This is a genomic window from Rhizobium chutanense, assembly GCF_002531935.1.
GTDB classification, from domain to species: Bacteria; Pseudomonadota; Alphaproteobacteria; order Rhizobiales; family Rhizobiaceae; genus Rhizobium; species Rhizobium chutanense.
Genome location: NZ_NWSV01000007.1, coordinates 34,415 through 58,990 on the forward strand (window position 1 = coordinate 34,415; position 24,576 = coordinate 58,990).

At 61.9% G+C, this 24,576-nt stretch carries 25 protein-coding genes; 22 read left to right on the top strand and 3 right to left on the bottom strand.

The window, feature by feature from the left end; all coding sequences use genetic code 11:
• Window positions 1-28 precede the first annotated feature (28 nt).
• A complete protein-coding gene (locus CO666_RS13400) occupies window positions 29-739 on the bottom strand; it encodes a FadR/GntR family transcriptional regulator (protein WP_097612612.1) in 711 nt (236 codons plus the stop codon).
• A gap of 134 nt (window positions 740-873) precedes the next feature.
• Here CO666_RS13400 and CO666_RS13405 point away from each other — a divergent pair, with 134 nt between their 5' ends.
• Genes CO666_RS13405 through CO666_RS13425 form a run of 5 tightly spaced genes read left to right on the top strand, consistent with a single transcriptional unit; the run spans window position 874 to window position 6,019 of the window.
• Window positions 874-2,469 carry an ABC transporter substrate-binding protein gene (locus CO666_RS13405; RefSeq protein ID WP_097612613.1) on the top strand — a complete coding sequence of 532 codons (1,596 nt, stop codon included), beginning with the start codon at window positions 874-876 and terminating at the stop codon, window positions 2,467-2,469.
• Between the two features lie 20 nt (window positions 2,470-2,489).
• On the top strand, window positions 2,490-3,518 hold the full coding sequence (locus tag CO666_RS13410) for an ABC transporter permease (protein ID WP_097612614.1): 1,029 nt from the start codon (window positions 2,490-2,492) through the stop codon (window positions 3,516-3,518).
• Window positions 3,515-4,417: an ABC transporter permease gene (locus tag CO666_RS13415; RefSeq protein ID WP_097612615.1), complete on the top strand. Its 903-nt coding sequence runs from the start codon at window positions 3,515-3,517 to the stop codon at window positions 4,415-4,417. The genes CO666_RS13410 and CO666_RS13415 overlap by 4 nt, the downstream gene beginning before the upstream one ends.
• Before the next feature lies 1 nt (window position 4,418).
• Window positions 4,419-5,279 (top strand): ABC transporter ATP-binding protein, encoded by an 861-nt coding sequence (locus tag CO666_RS13420; protein ID WP_179869679.1) that lies wholly within the window; start codon window positions 4,419-4,421, stop codon window positions 5,277-5,279.
• Window positions 5,276-6,019 carry an ABC transporter ATP-binding protein gene (locus CO666_RS13425; protein ID WP_097612616.1) on the top strand — a complete coding sequence of 248 codons (744 nt, stop codon included), beginning with the start codon at window positions 5,276-5,278 and terminating at the stop codon, window positions 6,017-6,019. The genes CO666_RS13420 and CO666_RS13425 overlap by 4 nt, the downstream gene beginning before the upstream one ends.
• Before the next feature lie 90 nt (window positions 6,020-6,109).
• On the opposite strand, the gene CO666_RS13430 is transcribed toward CO666_RS13425, so the two are convergent.
• Window positions 6,110-6,292 carry a hypothetical protein gene (locus CO666_RS13430; RefSeq protein ID WP_097612803.1) on the bottom strand — a complete coding sequence of 61 codons (183 nt, stop codon included), beginning with the start codon at window positions 6,290-6,292 and terminating at the stop codon, window positions 6,110-6,112.
• Between the two features lie 372 nt (window positions 6,293-6,664).
• Between CO666_RS13430 and CO666_RS13435 the strand changes: the two genes are divergently transcribed.
• The 7 genes from CO666_RS13435 (at window position 6,665) to CO666_RS13470 (ending at window position 12,073) form a co-directional block, all read left to right on the top strand.
• Window positions 6,665-6,874: a hypothetical protein gene (locus CO666_RS13435; protein ID WP_064838439.1), complete on the top strand. Its 210-nt coding sequence runs from the start codon at window positions 6,665-6,667 to the stop codon at window positions 6,872-6,874.
• A 9-nt stretch (window positions 6,875-6,883) separates the two neighbouring features.
• Window positions 6,884-7,258, top strand: coding sequence for a GFA family protein (locus CO666_RS13440; RefSeq protein ID WP_097612617.1), 375 nt, complete (start codon window positions 6,884-6,886; stop codon window positions 7,256-7,258).
• A 200-nt stretch (window positions 7,259-7,458) separates the two neighbouring features.
• Window positions 7,459-8,751 carry an efflux RND transporter periplasmic adaptor subunit gene (locus CO666_RS13445; protein ID WP_097612618.1) on the top strand — a complete coding sequence of 431 codons (1,293 nt, stop codon included), beginning with the start codon at window positions 7,459-7,461 and terminating at the stop codon, window positions 8,749-8,751.
• Window positions 8,752-8,763: 12 nt separating this feature from the next.
• The gene (locus CO666_RS13450) at window positions 8,764-9,480 is read left to right on the top strand and encodes an ABC transporter ATP-binding protein (protein ID WP_097612619.1); all 717 of its coding nucleotides are present in this window, start codon (window positions 8,764-8,766) and stop codon (window positions 9,478-9,480) included.
• Complete coding sequence (locus CO666_RS13455; protein ID WP_097612620.1) at window positions 9,470-10,672, top strand: ABC transporter permease; 1,203 nt, start codon at window positions 9,470-9,472, stop codon at window positions 10,670-10,672. The genes CO666_RS13450 and CO666_RS13455 overlap by 11 nt, the downstream gene beginning before the upstream one ends.
• Window positions 10,673-10,750: 78 nt before the next feature.
• Window positions 10,751-11,110 carry a VOC family protein gene (locus CO666_RS13460; RefSeq protein ID WP_097612621.1) on the top strand — a complete coding sequence of 120 codons (360 nt, stop codon included), beginning with the start codon at window positions 10,751-10,753 and terminating at the stop codon, window positions 11,108-11,110.
• Between the two features lie 348 nt (window positions 11,111-11,458).
• Window positions 11,459-12,073, top strand: coding sequence for a GntR family transcriptional regulator (locus CO666_RS13470; RefSeq protein ID WP_097612623.1), 615 nt, complete (start codon window positions 11,459-11,461; stop codon window positions 12,071-12,073).
• A gap of 51 nt (window positions 12,074-12,124) precedes the next feature.
• Here the strand turns inward: CO666_RS13470 and CO666_RS13475 are convergent, their stop codons facing one another.
• Window positions 12,125-12,937, bottom strand: coding sequence for a ferredoxin--NADP reductase (locus CO666_RS13475; RefSeq protein ID WP_010060954.1), 813 nt, complete (start codon window positions 12,935-12,937; stop codon window positions 12,125-12,127).
• A 368-nt stretch (window positions 12,938-13,305) separates the two neighbouring features.
• Here CO666_RS13475 and pcsA point away from each other — a divergent pair, with 368 nt between their 5' ends.
• From pcsA to yjfF, 10 genes are all read left to right on the top strand, one after another.
• A complete protein-coding gene (pcsA, locus tag CO666_RS13480; protein ID WP_097612624.1) occupies window positions 13,306-14,034 on the top strand; it encodes a phosphatidylcholine synthase in 729 nt (242 codons plus the stop codon).
• A 9-nt stretch (window positions 14,035-14,043) separates the two neighbouring features.
• Entirely contained in the window at window positions 14,044-15,024 is a 981-nt protein-coding gene (locus CO666_RS13485; RefSeq protein ID WP_097612625.1) for a quinone oxidoreductase family protein, read from the top strand.
• A gap of 40 nt (window positions 15,025-15,064) precedes the next feature.
• Entirely contained in the window at window positions 15,065-16,633 is a 1,569-nt protein-coding gene (locus tag CO666_RS13490) for an ABC transporter ATP-binding protein (RefSeq protein ID WP_097612626.1), read from the top strand.
• On the top strand, window positions 16,623-17,708 hold the full coding sequence (locus tag CO666_RS13495; RefSeq protein WP_097612627.1) for an ABC transporter permease: 1,086 nt from the start codon (window positions 16,623-16,625) through the stop codon (window positions 17,706-17,708). The genes CO666_RS13490 and CO666_RS13495 overlap by 11 nt, the downstream gene beginning before the upstream one ends.
• The gene (locus CO666_RS13500; RefSeq protein WP_097612628.1) at window positions 17,705-18,625 is read left to right on the top strand and encodes an ABC transporter permease; all 921 of its coding nucleotides are present in this window, start codon (window positions 17,705-17,707) and stop codon (window positions 18,623-18,625) included. The genes CO666_RS13495 and CO666_RS13500 overlap by 4 nt, the downstream gene beginning before the upstream one ends.
• A gap of 48 nt (window positions 18,626-18,673) precedes the next feature.
• Complete coding sequence (locus CO666_RS13505) at window positions 18,674-19,750, top strand: BMP family ABC transporter substrate-binding protein (protein WP_085737228.1); 1,077 nt, start codon at window positions 18,674-18,676, stop codon at window positions 19,748-19,750.
• 142 nt (window positions 19,751-19,892) lie between these two features.
• Window positions 19,893-20,855, top strand: a complete 963-nt coding sequence (ytfQ, locus tag CO666_RS13510) for a galactofuranose ABC transporter, galactofuranose-binding protein YtfQ (protein WP_085737229.1) — start codon at window positions 19,893-19,895, stop codon at window positions 20,853-20,855.
• Window positions 20,856-21,071: 216 nt separating this feature from the next.
• Window positions 21,072-22,595: a galactofuranose ABC transporter, ATP-binding protein YtfR gene (gene ytfR, locus CO666_RS13515; protein WP_097612629.1), complete on the top strand. Its 1,524-nt coding sequence runs from the start codon at window positions 21,072-21,074 to the stop codon at window positions 22,593-22,595.
• Entirely contained in the window at window positions 22,592-23,605 is a 1,014-nt protein-coding gene (locus CO666_RS13520; protein ID WP_097612630.1) for an ABC transporter permease, read from the top strand. Before ytfR ends, CO666_RS13520 begins: the two co-directional genes overlap by 4 nt.
• Entirely contained in the window at window positions 23,602-24,570 is a 969-nt protein-coding gene (gene yjfF, locus CO666_RS13525) for a galactofuranose ABC transporter, permease protein YjfF (protein WP_097612631.1), read from the top strand. The genes CO666_RS13520 and yjfF overlap by 4 nt, the downstream gene beginning before the upstream one ends.
• The last annotated feature ends 6 nt before the right edge of the window (window positions 24,571-24,576 follow it).

The window sequence follows — 24,576 nt, forward strand, 5'->3', positions numbered from 1 at the left end:
TAATATGAATTTTGGAGAGAGTCGAGCCCTATTGCTGCTCGGCGAGCATCCGGTAACGACGTTGGCTGGCCATCATATGCGCCCGCATCGCCTGGCGGGCGCGTTCCGGATCCTGGTCGGCGATGGCCGACAGGATTTCCACATGTTCGGCGTAGACCTTCTGCAGATAGTCACGGTCATTGGCCTCCGGCAGCGTCGGAAATTGGCCGCGGGGAATGGCCTTGGGGCCGAAATGACGGAGAACATCGACATAGAATCGGTTGTTCGTGGCCGCGGCAATCGCCATGTGGAAGGCGTAATCGGCCTCCACCGTCTGCTGTCCGGCCTCGATCATCTGCGCCATTCTGCGATTGGCCTCGCGGATGGCCGCCTCCTGCTCGGCGGTCCGGCGATAGGCGGCGATCGCCGCCGCTTCACCCTCGGCCGCCATGCGAAACTCCAGCAATTCCAAGGTTTCCGGGATGCTTTTGATTTCCACGGGCGTCAGCGACAGGACCGAATGAGCCTTCGGATCCGCGACGAAGACGCCTTTGCCCTGGATCGGCTTGACGAAGCCCGCGGCCCTCAGGTCGGCAATCGCCTCACGCACCACGGTGCGGCTGACGCCGAAGGTGGCTTCCAGTTGCGGCTCTGTCGGCAACTGGTCGCCGATCCGCAGCTTGCCGGTCTCGATTTGCGCCCGCAGCTGATCGATGACCTGCTGTGCCAGTCTTTGCCGGCCGCGGCTGAGTGTCGTCATGTCCGTTCCCCAATTCCCTCTGCATCACGTCTTCCGCTCGGCTCTTGCAAATCATATTCGATTTCGTTAAATCATAATACGACATACGGACGACATAATATGTCTATGTTATAGTAATCCAGGGAGGAGTTACAATGAAGCATTTTTCCAAGGGCCTCTTCGTCAGCGCCGTCATCGGTACGCTGACGCTCGCCGCCCCTCAGCTCTATGCCGCCACCCCGAAGGACCAACTGGTGATCGGAACATCGCTGGCGCAGGTTCTGTCCCTCGATCCGCATCAGGCGACGGAGGGAAAAGCGGTCGAGATCATGTCGAATCTCTACGACCGGCTGGTCAACAGCACCCCGGATGGCAAGATCGTGCCGCAGCTGGCCGAAAGCTGGAAGGTCGATGACAAGGGAATCACCTTGACGCTGCGCCAGGCCAATTTCGCCTCCGGCAATCCGGTGACATCGAAGGATGTCGTCTATTCAATTGGGCGGCTTCTGAAGCTCGACCAGGCCGCCGCCGCCAACCTCAAGCGGGTCGGCTATGACAAGAATAATGTCGATAAGCTCGTGACGGCAGTCGACGACAAGACCGTGCGCATCGATTTTTCCGGTCAGGTGACAGCCGAGATGCTGCTCTACCGGCTCGCGGCTTCGACCACCAGTGTGGTCGACAGTGTCGAAGTGCAGAAGCATGTTGCCGACAACGACTGGGGGAATGCCTGGATGCGCACGCATTCGGCCGGCTCCGGCCCGTTCACGCTCAACCGCTGGTCTCCGAACGAACTCGTCATTCTCGATGCCAACAAGGATTATGTGACCGGCGCTCCGAAGATGAAGCGCGTCATCGTCCGCCATGTGCCTGAAAGCCAGGTCGAGCGGCTGATGCTCGAGCGCGGTGATATCGATATCGCCAGCGCGCTGACGGCATCCGATCTCGCGACTTTCAATGACAAGAAGGGCTTTACCATTCAGCGGATTCCGACAGGCGGCTTCTACGTGCTGTCGATGAATGCCGGCAACCAGTACCTCTCCAACCCGAAGGTCCGTGAGGCCATTGCCTACGGCATCGATTACAAGGGCATCGAGAAGACGATCATGGGTCCTTACGGGCGGGCGAGAAACGTCCCCGTTCCGGAGAACTTCGAATATGCGATTGCGAATCCCGATTGGCATCTCGACGTCGAAAAGTCCAAGCAGCTGTTGGCCGAGGCGGGTTATAAGGATGGCTTCTCGCTGACGCTGAAGACCATCGCCCAGACGCCGCGCATCGATCTTGCCACCGCCATCCAGGCATCGCTTGCCCAGGTTGGTATCAAGATCGACATCCAGCAGGGCAACGGCTCGGAAATCATCGCCGCCCATCGCGCCAGGGATTTCGATCTGCTGATCCCGCAGACCAGCGCCTACATGCCGAACGTGCTCGGTTCGATGGAGCAGTTCTCCTCCAACCCCGACAACTCGAAGGAAGCCAACAATGCCGGCAACTTCGTCTGGCGTTCGGCCTGGGACATTCCCGAACTCACGGCCCTGACGGCGAAGGCATCGATGGAGCCGGACGCCAAGAAGCGCGGCGAACTCTACGTTCAGATGCAGAAGATGTTCGTGGAACAGAAGCCGGCCGTGCTTCCCATGTTCGAGCGCTTCGAGCCGATCGTGCTGTCGAGCAAGGTCGAGGGATATATCGGTCATCCGACTCAGCTGACGCGTCTCGAGAGCGTCACCAAGTCTGAAACCCAGTAATACTCCCGAGGCAGCCGATCATGAAGGAACTCTCTGTAGCCGAATTTGGCCGACGCCTGGCGCATTTGCTGGTCAGCCTGTTCATCCTCCTCTGCGTCACCTTCGTGATCGGCCGCGTCTTGCCCAACGACCCGGTCGGCGCGATCGTCGGCGAGCTTGCCGATCCCGCCGCCTATGCGGCGATGCGGACGCGTCTGGGCCTCGATCTGCCGATCTACCAGCAGTTTTTCCTCTATCTGAACGGGCTGGCCCATGGTGATTTCGGCACGGCCGTGCTCACCGGCAATCCCGTCTCCTCCGATCTTGCCCAGGCCTTTCCAGCGACATTCGAACTGGCGACGCTGGCGGTGATCATTTCGACCTTCGTCGGCGTCCCGCTCGGGCTCACCGCCGCCCTGTTTCGCGACAGCTGGATCGATAAGGTCGCCCGCGTGGTGGCACTCGTCGGCCATTCGATCCCGGTTTTCTGGTTCGGCATCGTCGGGCTGGTCATCTTCTATGCCGGCCTCAACTGGGTCGGCGGGCCGGGCCGCATCGATGTCTTTTACGAAGGTCTCGTCACGCCGAAAACCGGTCTTTTGCTGGTCGACAGCCTGCTGCAGGGCGAGACCGAAATCTTCTGGAATGCGCTTGGCCATATCATTCTTCCCGCCGTCATCCTTGCCTATGCGGCGATGGCCTACATCACCCGCATGACCCGCAGTTTCACCCTGGAGCAGCTGAGCCAGGATTACGTCATCGCGGCCCGGGCCAAGGGCGTCAGCCCGAGCGGCACGATCCTGCGCCATGTCCTGCCGAACATTGCCGTGCAGCTGATCACCATCCTCGCCATTTCCTATGGCGGGCTTCTCGAAGGCGCTGTCGTGACCGAGATCGTCTTCTCCTGGCCGGGCATCGGCCAGTACATGACGAACGCGCTGATGATCGGCGACATGAACGCCATCGTCGCCGGCACCATCATTGTGGGATTCATTTTCATGCTGTTGAACTTCCTGGCCGACGTCGCCTACGCCATCTTCGATCCGCGGATGCGGGAGGTGGCCCGATGAGCGATGTTGTCCGCAGCGAGCTTCAGATCCGTCCTCCGAGCGTGCCGAGCCGCATGGTGGCGTCGCTTGCGCGCGCCGGCCGCAAACTGGCTGCCGAGCCGCTTGGCCTTGCCGGCTTCGTCATCCTCGGCCTGCTCTGCATCGTCGCGATCTTCGCGCCGCTTCTGGCGCCTTACGATCCGGTCGTGCAGGCGCTCGGCGATGCCCTGCAGCCGCCGAGCCTCGCACATTGGGCCGGCACCGACGAATTCGGCCGCGACATTCTGAGCCGCCTGATCTTCGGCACGCGCATCACCATTCAGACGGTGCTGTCGATCTCGCTGATCGTCGGGCCGATCGGCCTTCTGATCGGCGTCGTTGCCGGCTTTTTCGGCGGGCGCACCGATGCGCTTTTGATGCGCGCCACCGATATCGTCCTGTCCTTCCCGTCGCTGATCCTGGCGCTCGCCTTTGCCGCCGCACTCGGCGCCGGCCTGACCACGGCGATCATCGCGATCTCGCTGACGGCATGGCCGCCGATTGCAAGGCTCGCGCGCGCCGAGGCGCTGGTCGTCAGAAATGCCGACTATGTGATCGCCGCCCGCCTTTACGGTGCCTCGCCGATCCGCATTCTTCTGCTCTATATCGCGCCGATGTGCGTGCCGTCGGTCATCGTTCGCCTGACCCTCAACATGGCCGGCATCATCCTGACGGCGGCCTCGCTCGGCTTTCTCGGCCTTGGCGCCCAGCCGCCGGCACCCGAATGGGGAGCGATGATTTCCAACGGCCGCAAGTTCATGCTCGATTATTGGTGGGTCGCCGTCATGCCCGGTATTGCCATCCTGCTGACCAGCCTTGCCTTCAACATCGCCGGAGATGCTCTGCGCGACATTCTGGATCCCCGCCATGCCAGATCGTGAAATGCCAGATCGTGAAATCAAAGATCGTGATCCACAGCCCGTCCTGTCCGTCAAGGGATTGAGCGTCCGTTTCGGGCGAGGGGCCGTGCCGGCCGTCTCCGATGTCAGTTTCGACGTCGGGCGCGAACGTGTCGGCATCGTCGGAGAATCCGGTTCCGGCAAATCGACGACCGGTCGCGCCATCATGCGGCTGCTGCCGCCGGCCGCGGTCGTCACCGCCGAACGTCTGGATCTCGGCGGCGATCCGCTGCTGTTAAAGAACGAACGGCAGATGGGCGCGCTTCGCGGCAAGGATATCGCGCTGATCATGCAGGATCCGCGCTATTCGCTGAACCCGGTGCTCTCGATCGGCAAACAGATCGCCGAAGCCGCCCGCCTTCACCTCGGTCTCGGCAAGAGCCAGGCGTTTGACGCGGCCCGCGCCATGCTGGAGCGCGTGCGCATCAGCGATCCCGACCGGGTCATGGCGCTTTATCCTCACCAGATATCGGGCGGCATGGGCCAGCGCGTCATGATCGCCATGATGCTGCTGGCCCGGCCGAAGCTTGTCATTGCCGACGAGCCGACCTCGGCGCTCGACGTCAGCGTTCGCAAGGACGTGCTGCTGCTGCTCGACGAACTGGTGCGCGAGAACAATTCGGGCCTGCTGCTGATCAGTCACGACATTCGCATGGTGGCCGCCTTCTGCGAGCGCATCATCGTCATGTATGCCGGCCGCATCGTCGAAACGCTGACCAGCCTCGAAGAGGCCCGCCATCCCTATACCCGCGGGCTGATAGCAGCACTGCCCGACCCGAAGAACCCGGTTCGCCGGCTTGCGGTTCTCGATAGGGCAATACTCGATCTGGAGACGGCGCAATGATCAACGTCCGTGACCTCGATGTCGTCTTCGCCTCCGGCAAATCAAGCAACCATGTCGTCAAGGGCATCAGCTTTCAGGTCGAGCAGGGTGAGACGCTCGGCATTGTCGGCGAATCCGGCTGCGGCAAATCGACGGTGCTGCGTTGCCTCGCCGGCATGGAGGCCGGCTGGACCGGCCAGATCGCGCTTGGCGGCAAGCCGATCGGCAAGAAGCGCTCCCGCGAGGAGCTGAAATTCGCTCAGATGGTGTTTCAGGATCCTTACGGCTCCCTGCATCCGCGCCATCGGATCGGCACCGCCTTGGCCGAGCCGCTGCGCGCCATGGGCCATTCCGATATCTGGTCGAAGGTCGAAAGAGCGCTGATCCAGGTGGGGCTGCCGGCAAGCTTCGCCAATCGTTTCCCGCATGAGCTTTCCGGCGGCCAGAGGCAGCGCGTGGCAATCGCCCGGGCGCTCATCCTGTCGCCGCCGATCCTGCTGCTCGACGAGCCGACCTCGGCGCTCGACGTCTCCGTCCAGGCCGAAATCCTCAACCTGCTTGCCGATCAGCGCGAGGAAAAAGCACTGACCTATCTGCTCGTCAGCCACGACCTCGCCGTCATCGCTCACATGTGCGACCGGGTGCTGATCATGAAGAACGGTTGTTTCGTCGATGAACTCACCAAAGCGGATCTGCAGGCCGGCGTTACCCATGATGCTTATGCGCGCGAGCTGTTCGAGGCGAGCTTTATGGAAGCTTGATATTCCACAACCAGTCGGAACTTCGCCCTGAGATTCCAAAAAGAAAGGCCCGCGCCGAAACGCGGGCCGAATTTTTACATCGAGACAGCCTTAGTGGCTGTTCTTATGACTTTGTTGACCAGCCTTTACATGCTGTTCATGGCTGCCGCCGCGGGTTCCGCTGGACTGCGCGTCGCGGCCGCCTGAAGAGGCGTTGCCGGTATTGGAGTCGTTCTTGTGACTCTGCTGACCAGCCTTGACGTGCTGTTCATGGGTTCCACCTTGGTTTGCCATTTGGTTCTCCTTGGGTTTGAACGAGGCCACGTCGACCTCGATGGGAGAACCTCGCCCCGGCACATGCGTTCCCGATTTTAATATTTCGTGATCTCGCATGGGCGAGAGGGATGAGGAAGCGGACCGGGCGGGTAGGGAGCTCGCCTGCCATTCGTTGGCCATCGGGAGAAAGCGGAAAAATCCCGATGTTCTCCAGCACCGCCGCGTCCGCTTGGCGCGGTCCGCAACCTCGATTTGACAATGCCTGTGGTGGTTGGAAGGTTCCCGCAACAATCCGACCCGCCATGCCGGAAGAGCCGGTGCCGCCCCGTCGGCTCTTTCCTATTCAAGCCATCGCTCTAGCTTAAAAGGTATGGAAAGAAGGAGAAAATCATGACCGACGCACCGAATACGGCGACCCCGGCGCGAAGAGTGTTGCGGGGCCGCCCCTACAGCATCGGCGAATTCGCCAGGAAATACCGGCTGGATGACAAGGAGGCGAAACGCCTCTATGAAAAATTCGGCCCGTCTGCCACCGAACTCGACCTGTTGATGGCGGCAAAGCGGCGCCCGCCGGGGCTGCCCACCAGTCTCGATGCCTGACGGCCCGCCATGAAAATCCGAACGGGACGCTGCCTTTGCGGGGCGGTTGCCTATCGCGTGGAGGGCGAGCCGCTTCGCGTCGGCCTTTGCCACTGCGCCGATTGCCGCAAATCGAGCGGCTCGGCCTTCGTTTTCTTCGCGGTCTGGCCGCGTCCGGCTTTTTCCCACAGCGGCGAGATTGCGACCTTCGCCGGCCGCAGCTTCTGCCCTGCCTGCGGCGGCAGGCTTTTCTGCCTCAGGGACGATGAGGCGGAAATCCGTGTCGGCTCGCTCGACAATGCGCCGACCGACCTTGCGCCGGACTATGAAGTCTGGATCAAGCGGCGGGAAACCTGGCTGCATCCGCTGCCCGGCGCCGGCCAATATGCCGAGGATGCGGATTGACGGACGCTGAAGCGTGTCGCGATCGAGATCACGTGTTCGCGACATGCCCAAGCGCACCAAAACTTGACTTTCATTACCAATTTTTCATTTCCCCCATCCGCAATTCCGTGCCAGTTCGGCAGCAACGCTAATGCCCGGTTCATCTGCGCTGTGTTTATTTCACTGCGGGCCGAGACCGCCGCTGACTGATCGAGGATGACATGAACGATACCGGAACCGGCAAGAAGACCGGGGCACAGACAAACGGTGCGTCCGACCTCGCAGCCGTCCTTGCCGCCTCCGGCAGGCAGGGCAAGCGCAGCCGCTGGCGCGGACGCCTGCTCATCCTGCTGATCCTCATCGCCGCTGCGGCCGGTGCGGCCTATGTCTATTTGGGGCGTGGGCAAAGCGAAGTGAGCTACGCCACCCAGCCGGTCAAGCGCGGCGGCCTGACAGTGCTCGTCACCGCCACCGGCTCGGTGCAGCCGACCGAGCAGGTGGATATATCGAGCGAACTTTCCGGCACGGTCCGCGACGTCAATGTCGACTATAACAGTACGGTCAAGGCGGGCGAGGTGCTGGCTCTTCTCGACACCAACAAACTCGAGGCGGATGTGAAGAGTTCGCGCGCCAAGCTCAATTCGGCCAAGGCGAATGTCGTCAAGGCCGATGCCGATATGCAATCGGCAGGCACCTCGCTCGAGCGGCTGAAGAGCCTGGTCAAGAGCAACGTCTCCACACAGCAGAGCCTCGACGACGCCACCTACAAATATGATTCGGCGGTCGCCGCCAAACAGATCAACGAGGCCGAGGTGCTGGCCTCGGAGGCCGACCTGCAACTGGCCGAGGTCAATCTCGCCAAGGCGAAGATCGTCTCGCCGATCGACGGTGTCATCCTCACCCGCTCGGTCAATCCGGGCGCCACGGTCGCCGCCTCGCTGTCGGCGCCGATCCTTTTCACCATCGCCGGCGACCTGAAGAAAATGGAGCTGCAGGTTGATGTCGACGAGGCCGATGTCGGCCAGATCGCCGTCGGCCAGAAGGCGAAGTTCACGGTCGACGCCTATCCCGACCGGACCTTTCCGGCCGAAATCGAGCAGATCCGCTTCGCTTCCGAAGTGGTCAACAATGTCGTGACCTATAAGGCGGTGCTCTCGGTCGACAATGCCGACCTTTTGCTGCGCCCCGGCATGACGGCAACTGCCGACGTCACGGTCGAGGCCGTCAAGGATACGCTGATGGTGCCGAACGCCGCGCTGCGTTACGCCCCGGCGCAGGCCGAACGGCGCGGCCGCGGCATTTTCGGCATCTTCGGCCCGCCGCGCCAGCGCAACAACAATGCCGGTTCGACGCTGACGGGTGCCGAGCGCCGCGTCTGGGTGCTGCGCAATGGCCGGCCGGCGCCCGTCGTCATCCAGGTCGGCTCATCCGACGGCCAGTTCACCCAGGTCGTCTCCGGCGACATCAAGCAGGACGATGCCCTGGTGACCGACGCCACGACGCGTGCGAACTAGGCGGAGAGACGGATGGCAAGCCCGCCGCTTATCGAATTCAGGCAGGTCTCGAAAATCTACGGCGAGGGCGAGGCGGCGATCCACGCGCTCGACCGCGTCGACCTGGCGATCAACGCCCATGAATTCGTCGTGATCATGGGCCCGTCCGGCTCCGGCAAGTCGACGGCGATGAACATCCTCGGCTGCCTCGACGTGCCGACATCAGGCGATTATATCTTCCAGGGCATCCCGACCAGCGGCTTCGACCGCGGCCAGCTGACGCTGCTGCGCCGCCATATGCTCGGCTTCGTCTTCCAGGGTTTCAACCTCTTGTCGCGCACTTCGGCGGTCGAAAATGTCGAGCTGCCGCTGATCTATCGCGGCATGGCGGTGCGCGAGCGGCGCGAACGGGCCCGCGAGGCGCTGGCGCTGGTCGGCCTTGCCGGCCGCGAACATCACAAGACCCAGGAACTCTCCGGCGGCCAGCAGCAGCGTGTCGCCATTGCCCGCGCCATCGTCACCGAGCCGGCTCTGCTTTTGGCCGACGAGCCCACCGGCAATCTCGACACCAAGACCAGCGTCGAGATCATGGATCTGATGACGCGGCTGAACCGCGAGCAGGGCATCACCATCGTCATGGTGACGCATGAACCCGATATTGCCGCCTATGCGCAGCGGCTGCTGCGTTTCGTCGACGGCAAGCTGGAGACCGAGGTCGAGCATCGCAGGAGGGCGGATCATGTTCTTTGAGACGCTGAAGCTCGCATTGCGGGCCATCAGCCGCAACATGCTGCGCTCTTTCCTGACCGTGCTCGGCGTCGTCATCGGCGTTGCCGCCGTCATCGCGCTGGTGACGATCGGCAACGGCACGACCGCCCAGGTCTCGACCGAGCTGTCGCGGCTCGGCACCAATATGCTGTTCGTTCGTCCCGGCCAGTTCGGCCCCGGCCGGGCGAGCTCCGAGGCCAAGCGCTTCAGCATCAAGGACGTCGCCGCCATCCGCGACCAGATCGGCGGCTTGAGGGCGGTGGCGCCGCTCAACCAATCGACGGCGACCGTGATATCGGCTGGCCAGAACCATTCGACCAGCGTTTCCGGCACCACCAACGACTATTTCATCGCCCAGGACTGGGACCTGGCGCTCGGCCGCACTTTCACCCCTGCCGAGGAGCGCGGCCAGTCGCGCTGTATCATCGGCGAGACCGTGCGTTCGCAGCTCTTCGGCGCCGCCGATCCCACAGGCCAGCAGATCCGCGTCGGCAAGGTCTCTTGCCCTGTGATCGGCGTGCTTGCCAAGCGCGGCCAGTCCGGCATGGGCACCGATCAGGACGACGTCGTCATCATGCCGGTCAAGGTGTTCCAGCGCCGGATCAGCGGCAGCAGTAACGTGCCGCAGATCATCATTTCCGCCCGCGACGGTGTCTCCACCGCCAAGATCCAGTCCGATGTCGAAAATCTGCTGCGCGAGCGTCGCAAGATCATCCCCGGCCGCCAGGACGATTTCAACGTCAACGACATGACGCAGATCGCCGAGGCGATGACCGGCACGACGACGCTACTGACCGGCCTGCTCGGGGCGGTCGCCGCCATCAGCCTGCTCGTCGGCGGCATCGGCATCATGAACATCATGCTGGTCTCCGTCACCGAACGGACCCGCGAAATCGGCATTCGTCTCGCGATCGGCGCGCTGGAAAACCAGGTGCTCACCCAGTTCCTGGTCGAAGCCGTGGCCCTGTCGCTCTTCGGCGGCATCACCGGCATCATCCTCGGCCTGAGCCTCGGCTTCGGCGCCGTGACCCTGATGAAGGTGCCCTTCGTCTTCAGCCCCCTGATGATCGCCGTCGCCTTCCTCTTCTCCGCCGCAATCGGCATGACCTTCGGCTATTTCCCGGCGAGACGGGCAGCGCAGCTGAACCCGATCGAGGCGCTGCGGCATGAGTGACACATAATAAATGTGTCGTAGCGGGGTGCATAATGTGTCTCTAATCTTGTGGACCGAATTCTATTGGAGGCCGACATCATGCCGCTCAACAGGCTGGTGATCTACGCTGGAAATGTCGACGAAACGGCGCGCTTTTATGAGAAACACTTCGGCTTCAAGGCGACCACTCTGCCGGGCGACAGGATCGTTGAACTGGTCGCTCAGGACGGCGGTGCCAATATCATGCTGCATCAGGCCGCCAAAGGGCAGCGGAGCGGCCAATCCACCGTCAAGCTGGTCTTCGACGTGGAGGATGTCGAGGCCTTTTGCACGCGATGCGCGGAGAATGGTCTCGAGTTCGGCGCCATCCACAAAGCGGACGGATATCTGTTCGCCAATACAAGAGACCCGTGTCAAAATTCGATCTCGGTGTCTAGTCGGGCGTTTCGCAAGCGGTGACTGAGGGGAGGTGTCGGCCCGATCAAGCCGGCGATGCGGTGTACCTCCGTAGCCCGGGGCGAGGCGAACGGGCCAATCCCACTCTCCGTCCTCCTCGGCCTTGCGCCGAGGATCCATGCCCGTGGCTGCTGATGGATGCGGTGTGGGTGCTCGGGTCAAGCTCGATCATGGCCGAGGGCGGGGCGGGCGCAGGAGCTATTCACGGCGCAGACGCTTGCATCAGCATCCCATTCGCCGATCTTCGTCTATGTTATCTATCTGTCTCTATTCTGATATATCAAACTGACTTGCCCTATGTTTTCGGGTATGCCATTATGTGATATATCAGTTGGCGACGGGTTTTCGACATTGCAGACTTCACAAAGCCATCTTGCCTATCTCGCGCTGGAGCATCTGATCGTGACGCTGGCGCTGAAGCCTGGCGCGCTCGTCACCGAAAAGCAGCTGATCGATATGGCGGGCCATGGGCGTACGCCGGTGCGTGAGGCGATCCAGAAGCTTGCCTGGCAGGGGCTGATCCTGGTGAAGCCGCGCGTCGGGCTGCAGGTTGCCGAGATCGCGGCTGAGGATCATCGCAATGTCATGCAGGTGCGCCGCGAGTTGGAGCCGATCGCCGCAGGCCTGGTGGCCCAACATGCGAGCGAGGAACAGCGCGTGCGTCTCATCGACTGCGCCCGCCTCATGGACGACTGTGCCGTGACCGGCGATCTCGCCGGCTTCTTCGCCGCCGACAAGGCTTTCGATGAAATCCTCGAAGATGCCTGCCCGAACGGTTTCATCATGGCCGCACTCGGCCCGGTGCAGACGCATTCGCGCCGTCTCTGGTACTCCACCGCAAGCGCGGAGCGCATGGATCGCGCCATCGCGCTGCACGTGGCCGTCATCCACGCCATCCATCAGGGCCGGCCGGACGAGGCGCGCGCCAGCATGGCGACGCTGATCAACTATCTCAGCCAGGAATAAAAACGGCCCCGTTTCCGGAGCCGCTGTCAGATCGGATTGTCGAGAAAAACCTCAGCCGACGAAAGCGCGCTCGATGACGAATTCGGCGGGCTTGCTATTGGCGCCTTCATTGAGGCCGGCCTTTTCGAGCAGTTCCTTGGTATCCTTCAGCATCGCCGAGGAGCCGCAGATCATGCCGCGATCGATCGCTGGGTCGAGCGGCGGCACGCCGAGATCGGTAAACAGCTTGCCTGATGAGATCAGGTCGGTGATGCGGCCGCGATATTCGAAATCCTCGCGCGTGACGGTCGCATAGTGGCGCAGCTTGTCGCCGACCACTTCCTTCAGCAATTCGTCATTCTGGATTTCGTGGACAAGGTCGAAGCCGTATTTCAGCTCGGCGACATCGCGGGTCGTATGGGTGAGGATGACTTCTTCGAACTTCTCATAGGTCTCGGGATCACGGATCAGGCTGGCGAAGGGCGCAACGCCGGTGCCCGTCGAGAACATATAGAGGCGACGGCCGGGGGTCAGCGCATCGAGCACCAGCGTGCCGGTCGGCTTCTTGCGCATCAGCACCTGGTCGCCCGGCTTGATCGCCTGCAGATGCGAGGTCAGCGGGCCGTCCGGCACCTTGATCGAGAAGAACTCGAGCTCTTCGGCCCAGGCGGGGCTGGCGATCGAATAGGCGCGGAAGACCGGCTTGCCCTCGACCATCAGGCCGATCATCGCGAATTCGCCGGAACGGAAACGGAAGCCCTGCGGCCGGGTCATCGTGAAGCGGAAGAGCCGGTCGGTATAATGCGTCACAGCAAGCACCGTCTCGGCATAGACGCCGGCGGGGATGGACGAGGCGAAGTCTTCGGTCTTTGCAGGCGCGTTCATTGCGGTAGAGGATCCCGTTTCGTCGGATGAACTGTCGGATGCGAGGCTGATATTACATATCGGGCCGGAATTAAAGGCATTCCATTCCACGCGACGCTTCAGAAGGGAAATATGCATGTCATTGTCAGGATTCAATGGCCGCCGGGCAGCGAACGGGACGGGCGGGGAATGTCGTATTTCCCGCTGGCGAAGCCCGGCAAAGGATGCATATTAGAGCGGCGCGCCTGACATGGATACCGGTTTTCGGCAAAAACGGTGCGACAACAAAGGCCTACGGCGGCGGGACCCGGTTTCGGAAGAGGGGGCCGGCGATATGTGGCTGATAACGATGCTTGCCGGGGCGAGCACGATAGGGCGGTCGGGGGAATATGAAGATTTTCAACTATAAGCGCGTTCCTTACGCGGAGATGCGCGCCTTCTCAGTCCATATCCTGACGGCCTCCGGTTCCTTCCTTGCCTTTCTCGGCGTCGTTGCCGCCGCGGAGCACCGCTTCATCGACATGTTCTGGTGGCTGGGCCTTGCCCTTCTCGTCGACGGCATAGACGGGCCGATCGCCCGCAAGGTGCGCGTCAAGGAAGTGCTGCCGAACTGGTCGGGCGATACACTCGACAATATCATCGATTACGTCACCTATGTGCTGCTGCCGGCTTTCGCGCTCTACCAAAGCGGCATGATCGGCGAGCCCTGGTCCTTCGCAGCCGCCGGCATGATCGTCGTTTCCAGCGCCATCTATTATGCCGATATGGGCATGAAGACGGACGAGTATTTCTTCTCGGGCTTTCCGGTTGTCTGGAACATGATCGTCTTCACCCTGTTCGTCATCGATGCCAGCGCCACGACGGCGCTCGCCGTCGTCATCGTCTCGGTGGTGCTGACCTTCCTGCCGATCAATTTCCTGCACCCGGTCCGGGTCAAGAGGCTGCGCCCGCTCAATCTCGGTGTCTTCTTGCTGTGGTCGGCGCTCGGCATTTTGTCGCTGCTGATGCATTTCGACACGCCGGAATGGGCGCTTATTCTCTTTATCGTGACCGGGCTCTATCTTTACGTCATCGGCGCAGTGCTGCAATTCTTCCCCGCTCTTGGACGCGAAGCTTAGGACAGGCAGATGACCAAAACGCAGGCGGTTTCATTTTCGAGGACGGGCGGGCCGGAGGTTTTCGACTATGTCGAGATCGATCTTCCCGCGCCCGCGGCAGGCGAAGTGCAGATCAGGCAGGCGGCGGTCGGCCTCAACTTCATCGACGTCTATTTCCGCAACGGCACCTATAAGCCGCCGCATCTGCCATTTGTTACCGGCAAGGAGGGCGCCGGTACCGTGACATCGGTCGGCCCGGGCGTGACGGATTTCAAGCTCGGCGACCGCGTCGCCTATGCCAGCGCCGACGGCGCTTACAGCACCGAGCGCAATATCGAGGTTCGGCATCTCGTGCATGTGCCTGACGGCATCGCGCTCGAAACGGCGGCGGCGATGATGCTGAAGGGCATGACCGCCGAATATCTGTTGAACCGCACCTTCAAGGTCGGGCCTGAGACGGTCCTGCTGTTCCATGCGGCCGCCGGCGGTGTCGGGCTGATTGCCGGCCAATGGGCAAAGGCGCTCGGCGCCACCGTCATCGGCACGGCCGGCTCTGCGGACAAGGTCGAGCTGGCGCTCGCCCATGGCTACGACCATGTGATCAATTACAAGAGCGACAGCTTCGTCGACCGTGTTCGCGAAATCACCGGCGGCAAGGGTGTCGATGTCGTCTACGATTCGATCGGCCGCGATACTTTTCCACAGTCGCTTGACTGCCTGAAGCCGCGCGGCCTTTTTGCCTCCTTCGGCCAATCTTCCGGGCCGATCGAGAATTTCACCCTTGCGGCACTGGCCCAGAAGGGGTCGCTCTTTGCGACCCGGCCGACGCTCTTCACCTATATCGCCGCGCGTAGGGAATTGATCGACAGCGCCAAAGCGCTATTTGATATTGTGCAAAGCAACAAAGTGCGTATCAATATCAATCAAACCTATCCGTTACGTGAGGTTGGGCAGGCTCACGCGGATCTGGAAACAAGAAAAACAACAGGAACGACGCTGCTGATTCCATGAGATCCGAAACGGACCGGTTGGCAGAAGAAATGAGGGGAACGTGTCGCCATTGAATGTGCCGGATTCCGGTGCGTTATTATCGGTGCAGAAGCTGACGAAGTTCTTCGGAAGCTTTGCCGCCTGCAATGAAATCGATCTCGATATTGCGCCGGGCGAAATTCATGCGCTTCTCGGCGAAAATGGCGCAGGCAAATCCACCCTGGTGAAGATGCTGTTCGGCGTTCTCGAGCCGACGGGCGGCCATATCCTCTGGCAGGGCCAGCCGGTTGCGATCGCCTCGCCGGGGGAAGCGCGCAAGCACGGCATCGGCATGGTGTTCCAGCATTTTTCGCTGTTCGAGGCGCTGACGGTTGCCGAAAACATCGCGTTGTCGCTCGACGACGCCATCCCGATCGACAGGATCGCCGAGGAGGCGAGGGCGCTGTCGCAAGCCTACGGCCTGCCGCTCGATCCACATGCCCATGTCGCCGATCTCTCGGTCGGCGAGCGCCAGCGTATCGAAATCGTCCGCGCGCTGCTGCAGAACCCGAAGCTGATCATTCTCGACGAGCCGACCTCGGTGCTGACGCCGCAGGAGGCCGACAGGCTGTTCGAAACGCTGTTCAAGCTGCGCGCCGAAGGGCGTTCGGTTCTCTATATCAGTCACCGCCTGGAAGAGGTGCAGCGCATCTGCGATCGCGCCACGGTGCTGCGCCACGGCCGCGTCACCGGCGCCTGCGATCCGAAACAGGAAACGCCGGCCTCGCTCGCCCGTATGATGGTCGGCAGCGAAGTGGCGGCCGTCACCCATCCCGAGCGCAGCGATAAGGGCGAGGTGCAGCTTGCCGTCGCCAATCTTTCCGTCGCCGCCCGCACTCCTTTCGCCATGCCGCTGCGCGATGTCTCGATGACCGTGCGCTCCGGCGAGATCCTCGCCATTGCCGGTGTTGCCGGCAATGGCCAGAGCGAACTTTTCGATGCTCTGTCCGGTGAATATCCCGTTGCTTCGGCCGAGGCGATCGTCATCCGCAAGAAGCCCGTGGGCACGCAGGGCATCACCGCCCGCCGTCTGCTCGGCGCCGGTTTCGTGCCGGAGGAACGGCACGGCCATGCCGCCGTCTCCGCCATGAAACTGTCCGACAATCTGGTGCTGGCCCGCAGCCAGTCCGACCGCAAGGCCTTTCTCGGCCTGCTCGGCATCATCCGCTATGGCGCGGTAAGGTCGGCCGCGCGGCGTATCTCCGAGGCCATGGATGTTCGCAAGAGCGGCGATGATCCGGCCGCCGGCTCCTTGTCGGGCGGCAACCTGCAGAAATTCATCGTCGGCCGCGAGCTCGATCGCCAGCCGGCGGTGCTCGTCGTCAACCAGCCGACCTGGGGTGTCGATGCCGGGGCTGCAAGCCGCATCCGCCAGGCTCTGGTCGATCTTGCCAGAAACGGTTCGGCCGTCGTCGTCATCAGCCAGGATCTTGACGAGATCTTCGAAGTGGCGACCGATATCGCCGTCATCTCCGAGGGCCGCCTTTCCCGCCCGTTCCCGGCGGACGAACTGACGCGGGAAAAGATCGGTCTGCTGATGGGCGGCCTGCACGAGGGCAGCCCTGCTTCGGAGGCGCCTCATGCGCATTGAACTTGAAAAACGCCCCGACGTCTCGAAGCTCTACGCTTTCGTCTCGCCGCTCCTGGCGCTTGTCCTGACGCTGGCCTTCGGCGCCATCATGTTCGCCATGCTCGGCAAGAACCCGGTCGAGGCCCTCGACGCCTTCTTCGTCGAGCCGCTGCTCGAGGTCTGGTCGCTTCATGAGCTGGCGATCAAGGCCGCCCCCTTGATCCTGATCGCCGTCGGCCTGGCCGTTTGTTACCGCTCGAACAATTGGAATATCGGCGCCGAAGGCCAGTTCACCATCGGCGCCATCACCGGCTCCTACCTGCCGATCGTCTTTTACGACTGGCATTCGCCGCTGGTGCTGCCGCTGATGCTGCTCCTCGGCGCGCTCGGCGGTGCGCTCTTCGCCGCCATTCCGGCGCTCTTGAAGGCGCATTTCAACACCAACGAAATCCTGACATCGCTGATGCTGGTCTATATCGCCCAGCTCTTTCTCGACTGGCTGATCCGCGGCGCCTGGCGCGATCCGAAGGGCTTCAACTTTCCGGTCTCGCGCGATTTCGCGCCGGAAGCGGTGCTGCCGGCGATCTGGGAGGATTCGGGCCGCGCCCACTGGGCCTTCATCTTCGCCATCATCGCGGCGATCGGCGTCTGGTTCATGCTGCGTTATACGCTGAAAGGCTTCGAGATCGTCGTGCTCGGCCAATCCGAGCGGGCAGGGCGCTTTGCCGGCTTCTCGTCGAAAAAGATGATCTGGTTCAGCTTTCTCTTTTCGGGTGCGCTTGCCGGCCTGGCCGGCATATCAGAGGTCTCCGGCTCGATTGGCCACCTGCAGCCGGCGATCTCGCCGGGCTACGGCTTCACCGCCATCATCGTTGCCTTTCTCGGCCGCCTCAATCCGCTCGGCATCATTGCTTCGGGCCTGGTGCTGGCGCTCACCTATCTCGGCGGTGAGGCGGCACAGCTGTCGCTCGGCGTTTCCGACAAGGTCACCCGCGTCTTCCAGGGCCTGCTGCTCTTTTTCGTGCTCTCCTGCGATACACTGATCTATTACAAAATCCGCATCGTCTGGTCGCGGCTAAGGGGCGGGGCCGCATGAGCATCTTCGAAGCCATTCTGCTGACGGTTATCACCGCCTCGACGCCGCTCGTCATCGCAGCCCTCGGCGAACTGGTGACGGAACGCTCCGGCGTTCTGAACCTTGGCGTCGAAGGCATGATGATCATGGGCGCGGTCGCCGCCTTTGCCGGCGCGCAGATGTCGGGTTCGCCCTATATCGGCATCGTCTGCGGCATTGCCGCAGGCGCGCTGTTCTCGCTGCTGTTTGCCTTCCTGACGCTGACGCTGGTGGCAAACCAGGTGGCGACCGGACTGGCGCTCACCCTTCTCGGCCTCGGTGTGTCGGGCATGCTCGGCGAAGCCTATGTCAGCGTGCCCGGCATCCGGCTGGACGAGATCGTCATTCCCTTGCTGTCGGACATTCCCGTGATCGGCCACGTGCTCTTCAGGCAGGATCTGATCTTCTACCTGTCGATTGCGCTTGTCGTCGGCGTCAGTTGGTTCCTGTTCAAGAGCCGTACCGGGCTGAAGCTGAGAGCGATCGGCGACAGCCACTCTTCGGCCCATGCCCTCGGCATTCACGTCATCCGCACGCGTTACCTGGCGGTGATGTTCGGCGGCGCCTGCGCCGGACTTGCCGGGGCGCAGCTGTCGCTCGTCTACACCCCGCAATGGGCGGAGAACATGTCGGCCGGCCGCGGCTGGATCACGCTGGCGCTTGTCGTTTTCGCCTCCTGGCGGCCGTGGCGGGTCCTTGCCGGCGGTTATCTCTTCGGCGCGGTCACCATCCTGCAACTGCACGCCCAGGCCTTCGGCCTCGGCATTCCCGCGCAGTTCCTTTCGATGCTGCCCTATGCCGCGACTATTGTGGTTCTCATCATCATTTCTCATAATCGGCGCACGACGTTGATCAACACGCCCGCATCGCTCGGAAAAGCCTTCGTACCGGAGCGATGAAGCAACAACAAAGACGGGTTTCCCAACTTCAAACCAACAGGGGTTACTATGAAGAAGTTAGCACTCACACTCGCCGCCTCGGCTGCCGCCGTGATCGGCATCTCGTCTGCCGCACAGGCTGCTGACAAGACGAAGGTCTGCTTTGTCTATGTCGGCTCGCACACCGACGGCGGTTATTCGCAGGCCCACGATCTCGGCCGCCAGCAGGTCCAGGCCGAATTCGGCGACAAGATCGAAACGCCTTACCTCGAAAACGTGCCTGAGGGACCGGACGCCGAGCGCGCCATCGAACGCCTTGCCCGTTCCGGCTGCAAGCTGATCTTCACCACGTCCTTCGGCTTCATGGACGCGACCGTCAAGGTCGCCGCCAAGTTCCCGAAGGTCAAGTTCGAGCACGGCACCGGCTACAAGGCCGGCCCCAACCTCGCCACCTACAATTCGCGTTTCTATGAAGGCCGCTACATCCTCGGCCAGATCGCTGCGAAGACCTCGAAGAATCATGGTGCCGCCTACATCGCCTCCTTCCCGATTCCGGAAGTGGTGATGGGCATCAACTCCTTCGAGCAGGGCGCCAAGTCGATCGATCCGAGCTTCAAGCTGAAGGTCATCTGGGTCAACACCTGGTTCGACCCCGGCAAGGAAGCCGATGCCGCCAAGGCCATGGTCGACCAGGGCGTCGACGTCTTGACCCAGCACACCGACACGACAGCGCCGATGCAGGTTGCCGAAGAACGCGGCATCCATGCCTTCGGTCAGGCATCCGACATGATCGCGGCCGGCCCGAAGGCGCAGCTGACGGCGATCGTCGATACCTGGGGCAACTATTACTCCAAGCGCGTGCATGCGCTTCTCGACGGCACCTGGAAGTCCGAGCAGAGCTGGGATGGCCTGAAGGACGGCATCCTGAAGATGGCGCCTTATACCAACATGCCTGATGACGTGAAGAAGATGGCCGAGGAGACCGAAGCCAAGATCAAGTCTGGCGAACTGCATCCCTTCACCGGCCCGATCAACAAGCAGGACGGCACGCCCTGGCTGAAGGCCGGCGAGAAGGCCGATGACGGCACGCTGCTCGGCATGAACTTCTATGTCGAAGGCGTCGACGACAAGCTGCCGGCGCAATAATTCGCATTCAATTCGCAGTTGCGAAGAGCGCCCCCTGTGGGCGCTCTTTTTTGTTGCGGTGCATCCGAAGATTCTGATTTACAAAAGTAATACTATATGATTTTTTGACCCTGCGCCGCGAGACGCGGCTTGGGAGGAAATCATGAAATTGAAGACTGCACTTATGAGTGCCACGATTCTTGCTGCCTGCATGTTCGGTTCGGCTTCGGCCGCCGGCTTGACCGTCGGCTTCTCGCAGATCGGCTCGGAATCGGGCTGGCGTGCGGCTGAAACGACCGTTACCAAGGAGCAGGCCAAGAAGCGCGGCATCGATCTGAAATTTGCCGATGCGCAGCAGAAGCAGGAAAACCAGATCAAGGCTCTGCGTTCCTTCATTGCTCAGGGCGTCGACGCCATTCTCATTGCACCGGTCGTTGAAACCGGCTGGGACGACGTTCTCAAGGAGGCCAAGGAAGCCAAGATTCCGGTCATCCTTCTCGACCGCACCATCAAGGCTCCGGACGATCTCTACCTGACAGCTGTTACCTCCGACCTCGTCCATGAAGGCAAGGTCGCCGGCGACTTCCTGGTCAAGACTGTCGGCGACAAGAAGTGCAACGTCGTCGAACTGCAGGGCACCACCGGTTCGTCGCCGGCCATCGCCCGCAAGAAGGGCTTCGAAGAGGCTCTTGCCGGCCACGACAACCTCAAGATCGTTCGCAGCCAGACCGGTGACTTCACCCGCACCAAGGGCAAGGAAGTCATGGAAAGCTTCCTGAAGGCCGAGAATGGCGGCAAGGATATCTGCGCGCTCTACGCCCATAACGACGACATGGCCGTCGGCGCCATCCAGGCGATCAAGGAAGCCGGGCTGAAGCCGGGCAAGGATATCCTCGTCGTCTCCATCGATGCCGTTCCTGATATCTTCAAGGCCATGTCCGAAGGCGAGTCCAACGCCACGGTCGAGCTGACGCCGAACATGGCAGGTCCGGCCTTCGATGCGCTCGATGCCTACCTGAAAGACAAGAAGGCTCCGCCGAAGTGGATCCAGACCGAATCCAAGCTCTACACGCCTGCCGACGAGCCGATGAAGGTCTACGAAGAGAAGAAGGGTCAGGGCTACTGATCTGATTTGACGCTCCTGCCTAATTCCGCAACCGCAATCGAGAAGGGAATCGGGCAGAATTCAAAGCGCTACAGCGTCCCGTGCTGAAAAGACACGGCGGCGCTGTAGAACCGCACCGGCCCGTCATGGATCGGTGCGGAACTGCCTTGCCGCCTTGGGACGTCATGTCCGGCCGCGGCGCGGCTTTTGCCGTCAATATCAGGAAAACAGACCCCTATGACTCACGATTTCGAGAACGTTCTCGCGGCTTCCGGAATATCGAAATTCTTTCCCGGCGCAGTGGCGTTGGACAAGGTCGATTTCACGCTGCGCAAGGGCGAGGTGCATGCGCTGCTCGGCGAGAATGGCGCCGGCAAATCGACGCTGATCAAATGCATCACCGGTGCCTATCATCGTGACGAGGGCAGCCTGACGCTCGACGGCCATGAAATCAATCCGGCCAATACGCTCGCCGCCCAGAATCTCGGCATCGGCACCGTCTACCAGGAGGTCAACCTCCTCGCCAATCTGAGCGTCGCCGAAAACCTCTTTCTTGGACGCCAGCCAAGGCGTTTCGGCATGACTGATGTCCGCGCGATGAACCGCAAGGCGCGCGAATTGCTCACCGGCTACGGCATCGATATCGACGTCACCGCCGAGCTTGGCCGCTTCTCCGTTGCCGTCCAGCAGGTGGTCGCCATCGCCCGCGCCGTCGATCTCTCCGGCAAGGTGCTGATCCTGGACGAGCCGACGGCAAGCCTCGACAATCAGGAAGTGGCGCTGCTCTTCCGCATCATCGAGGACCTGAAGAAGCGCGGCCTGGGCATCGTCTTCATCACTCACTTCCTCGAGCAGGTCTATGCGATCAGCGACCGCATCACCGTGCTGCGCAACGGCAAGCTCGTCGGTACCCGCGACGCCGCCGATCTGCCGCGCCAGGGACTGATCGCCATGATGCTCGGCCGCGAACTGGCGCATGCCGAGGAGGCGGCGAAGGAGCGCAGTGTCGCGGCGGGCGACGTCCGTTACCACTTCGCAGGCTACGGCAAGCGCGGCAAGGTCAAGCCGTTCGACCTGGATGTGCGCGCCGGCGAGGTGGTCGGCATCGCCGGGCTGCTCGGCTCCGGCCGCACCGAAACTGCCGAGCTGCTCTTCGGCATCGAACATGCCGACAGCGGCAGCGCTACGATCGACGGCCAGCCGGTGACCCTTTCCAGCCCACGCGCCGCCATCGAAAAAGGTTTCGGCTTCTGCCCCGAGGACCGCAAGACCGACGGCATCGTCGGCGACCTGTCGATCAGGGAGAACATCGCGCTTGCGCTGCAGGCGCGGCGCGGCTGGACGCGGCCGCTGTCGCGCGCCGAGCAGAATGCGCTTGCCGACCGTTACATCAAAGCGCTGGATATCCGCACCACCGACCGCGAAAAGCCGATCCGGCTGCTTTCCGGCGGCAACCAGCAGAAGGCGATCCTCGCCCGCTGGCTGGCGACCAATCCGAAGTTTCTCATCCTCGACGAGCCGACCCGCGGCATCGATGTCGGCGCCCATGCCGAGATCATCCGGCTGATCGAGCAGCTCTGCGGCGAAGGCATGTCGCTGATCGTGATTTCCTCGGAACTTGAAGAGCTTGTCGCCTATAGTTCACGTGTCATCGTCCTTCGCGACAGACAGCATATCGCCCAACTCACAGGCGAACGGATTACGGCCGCCGGCATCGTCGATGCCATCGCTGCGGCCGAGCATAAGATGGAGGAGGCATGAGGTCCTCGCTGAACGCGCTGGCTTATCGCCTGGCGCCGCAATTGATTGCGCTCGTTGTCATTCTTTTGTTGAATTTCATCACGTCGCCGCAATTTTTTAATGTCGTGGTTCAAAACGGACGCCTCTATGGCAGCCTGATCGATGTGCTCAATCGCGGCGCGCCGGTGGCGTTGCTGGCGATCGGCATGACGCTGGTCATCGCCACCAAGGGCATCGACCTGTCCGTCGGGGCTGTTGTAGCCATCTGCGGCGCTGTTGCCGCATCGTCGATTGTCTCAGGAAATTCAGTTGCTTATACCATTATCCTGACGCTTGCGATCGGGCTTGCCTGCGGTGTCTGGAACGGTTTCCTGGTGGCCATCCTCAATATCCAGCCGATCATCGCCACACTGGTGCTGATGGTCGCCGGCCGCGGCATCGCCCAGCTCATCACCGAAGGCGCCATCCTGACCTTCAATGATGACGGGCTGACCTTCTTCGGCAGCGGTTCCTTCCTGCTCCTGCCGATGCCCGTCGTCACCTGGCTTCTCGTCGGCCTGCTCGTCATCCTGCTCGTCCGCCGGACGGCGCTCGGCATGCTGATCGAGGCCGTCGGCATCAATCGCCGCGCCAGCACGCTGTCCGGCATTCAAACGCCGGTACTGCTGATGGCGGTCTATATGCTGAGCGGGCTCTGCGCCTCGATATCAGGCATCATCGTCGCCGCCGACATCAAGGGCGCCGATGCCAACAATGCCGGCCTCTGGCTCGAACTCGACGCCATCCTCGCCGTCGTCGTCGGCGGTAATTCACTGCTTGGCGGCCGCTTCAGCATTCTCGGATCGCTGATCGGTGCGATGATCATCCAGGCGGTGAATACCGGCATCCTGTCCTCCGGTTTCCCGCCGGAGTTCAACCTGATCATCAAGGCCATCATCATTATCGTCATCCTTGTCATCCAGTCGCCGGCGGTGCAGTCGCTCGCCATCTTCGCCAGCCGCCGGCCGGGCGGAAGGGAGCAGCTGAAATGAATTCCAAATACCTGCCGCTGCTTGCGACCATCGTTATCTTCGTGCTCGCCTATGCCGGCTGCACGCTGCAATATCCGAACATGCTGTCGACGCGCGTCATCGGCAATCTTCTGACCGACAATGCCTTTCTCGGCATTGCCGCCGTCGGCATGACCTTCGTGATCATCTCCGGCGGCATCGATCTGTCGATCGGATCGGTCATCGCCTTCACCGGCGTCTTCCTGGCGGTGATCCTGCAGAAGACCTCGATCCATCCGCTGCTCGCCTTTGCGATCGTGCTCGTCATCACCACCGCCTTCGGCGCCATCATGGGCGCGATCATCCACTATCTCGAAATGCCGGCCTTCATCGTCACGCTCGCCGGCATGTTCCTGGCGCGCGGCATGGCCTTCGTGCTCTCGATCGACAGCATCCCGATCGACCACGAATATTATTCGACGCTGACGAGCCTCTATTGGCGCCTGCCCGGCGGCGGAAGGCTGACGCTGATCGGCGCCATTATGCTCCTGGTCTTTGCCGCCGGCATTTTCCTCGCCCAGCGCACCCGCTTCGGCACCAATGTCTATGCGCTCGGCGGCGGCCCGCAGACGGCGCGGCTGATGGGCGTGCCGGTCGGACGTACGACAATTCAGATCTATGCGCTGTCGGGCTTTCTGGCAGGCCTATCCGGGATCGTTTTTTCGCTGTACACCTCTGCCGGATATTCTCTTGCAGCAGTCGGCGTCGAACTCGATGCCATTGCGGCGGTCGTCATTGGAGGGACGCTGCTGACCGGAGGAGCGGGATTCGTGGCGGGTACCTTGATCGGTATCCTGATCCAGGGGCTCATTCAGACCTACATCACCTTCGACGGCACCCTGTCGAGCTGGTGGACCAAGATTCTGATTGGCCTTCTGCTGTTTGCATTCATCCTGATGCAGAAAGCCATCCTGTTCGTTTCCAGTCTGAACAAGAGGTACGCCTGAGAGGAG

What these genes read in the sequence shown, in the direction of transcription:
- ytfR (WP_097612629.1), top strand. Translation starts at nt 21,072, where the DNA reads ATGACTCACGATTTCGAGAACGTTCTCGCGGCTTCCGGAATATCGAAA.
- CO666_RS13475 (WP_010060954.1), bottom strand. Translation starts at nt 12,937, where the DNA reads ATGAACGCGCCTGCAAAGACCGAAGACTTCGCCTCGTCCATCCCCGCC.
- CO666_RS13520 (WP_097612630.1), top strand. Translation starts at nt 22,592, where the DNA reads ATGAGGTCCTCGCTGAACGCGCTGGCTTATCGCCTGGCGCCGCAATTG.
- CO666_RS13460 (WP_097612621.1), top strand. Translation starts at nt 10,751, where the DNA reads ATGCCGCTCAACAGGCTGGTGATCTACGCTGGAAATGTCGACGAAACG.
- CO666_RS13450 (WP_097612619.1), top strand. Translation starts at nt 8,764, where the DNA reads ATGGCAAGCCCGCCGCTTATCGAATTCAGGCAGGTCTCGAAAATCTAC.
- CO666_RS13445 (WP_097612618.1), top strand. Translation starts at nt 7,459, where the DNA reads ATGAACGATACCGGAACCGGCAAGAAGACCGGGGCACAGACAAACGGT.
- CO666_RS13430 (WP_097612803.1), bottom strand. Translation starts at nt 6,292, where the DNA reads ATGGCAAACCAAGGTGGAACCCATGAACAGCACGTCAAGGCTGGTCAG.
- CO666_RS13405 (WP_097612613.1), top strand. Translation starts at nt 874, where the DNA reads ATGAAGCATTTTTCCAAGGGCCTCTTCGTCAGCGCCGTCATCGGTACG.
- CO666_RS13435 (WP_064838439.1), top strand. Translation starts at nt 6,665, where the DNA reads ATGACCGACGCACCGAATACGGCGACCCCGGCGCGAAGAGTGTTGCGG.
- CO666_RS13485 (WP_097612625.1), top strand. Translation starts at nt 14,044, where the DNA reads ATGACCAAAACGCAGGCGGTTTCATTTTCGAGGACGGGCGGGCCGGAG.
- CO666_RS13400 (WP_097612612.1), bottom strand. Translation starts at nt 739, where the DNA reads ATGACGACACTCAGCCGCGGCCGGCAAAGACTGGCACAGCAGGTCATC.
- CO666_RS13410 (WP_097612614.1), top strand. Translation starts at nt 2,490, where the DNA reads ATGAAGGAACTCTCTGTAGCCGAATTTGGCCGACGCCTGGCGCATTTG.
- CO666_RS13455 (WP_097612620.1), top strand. Translation starts at nt 9,470, where the DNA reads ATGTTCTTTGAGACGCTGAAGCTCGCATTGCGGGCCATCAGCCGCAAC.
- CO666_RS13495 (WP_097612627.1), top strand. Translation starts at nt 16,623, where the DNA reads ATGCGCATTGAACTTGAAAAACGCCCCGACGTCTCGAAGCTCTACGCT.
- CO666_RS13415 (WP_097612615.1), top strand. Translation starts at nt 3,515, where the DNA reads ATGAGCGATGTTGTCCGCAGCGAGCTTCAGATCCGTCCTCCGAGCGTG.
- ytfQ (WP_085737229.1), top strand. Translation starts at nt 19,893, where the DNA reads ATGAAATTGAAGACTGCACTTATGAGTGCCACGATTCTTGCTGCCTGC.
- CO666_RS13440 (WP_097612617.1), top strand. Translation starts at nt 6,884, where the DNA reads ATGAAAATCCGAACGGGACGCTGCCTTTGCGGGGCGGTTGCCTATCGC.
- yjfF (WP_097612631.1), top strand. Translation starts at nt 23,602, where the DNA reads ATGAATTCCAAATACCTGCCGCTGCTTGCGACCATCGTTATCTTCGTG.
- CO666_RS13505 (WP_085737228.1), top strand. Translation starts at nt 18,674, where the DNA reads ATGAAGAAGTTAGCACTCACACTCGCCGCCTCGGCTGCCGCCGTGATC.
- CO666_RS13425 (WP_097612616.1), top strand. Translation starts at nt 5,276, where the DNA reads ATGATCAACGTCCGTGACCTCGATGTCGTCTTCGCCTCCGGCAAATCA.
- CO666_RS13420 (WP_179869679.1), top strand. Translation starts at nt 4,419, where the DNA reads ATGCCAGATCGTGAAATCAAAGATCGTGATCCACAGCCCGTCCTGTCC.
- CO666_RS13500 (WP_097612628.1), top strand. Translation starts at nt 17,705, where the DNA reads ATGAGCATCTTCGAAGCCATTCTGCTGACGGTTATCACCGCCTCGACG.
- pcsA (WP_097612624.1), top strand. Translation starts at nt 13,306, where the DNA reads ATGAAGATTTTCAACTATAAGCGCGTTCCTTACGCGGAGATGCGCGCC.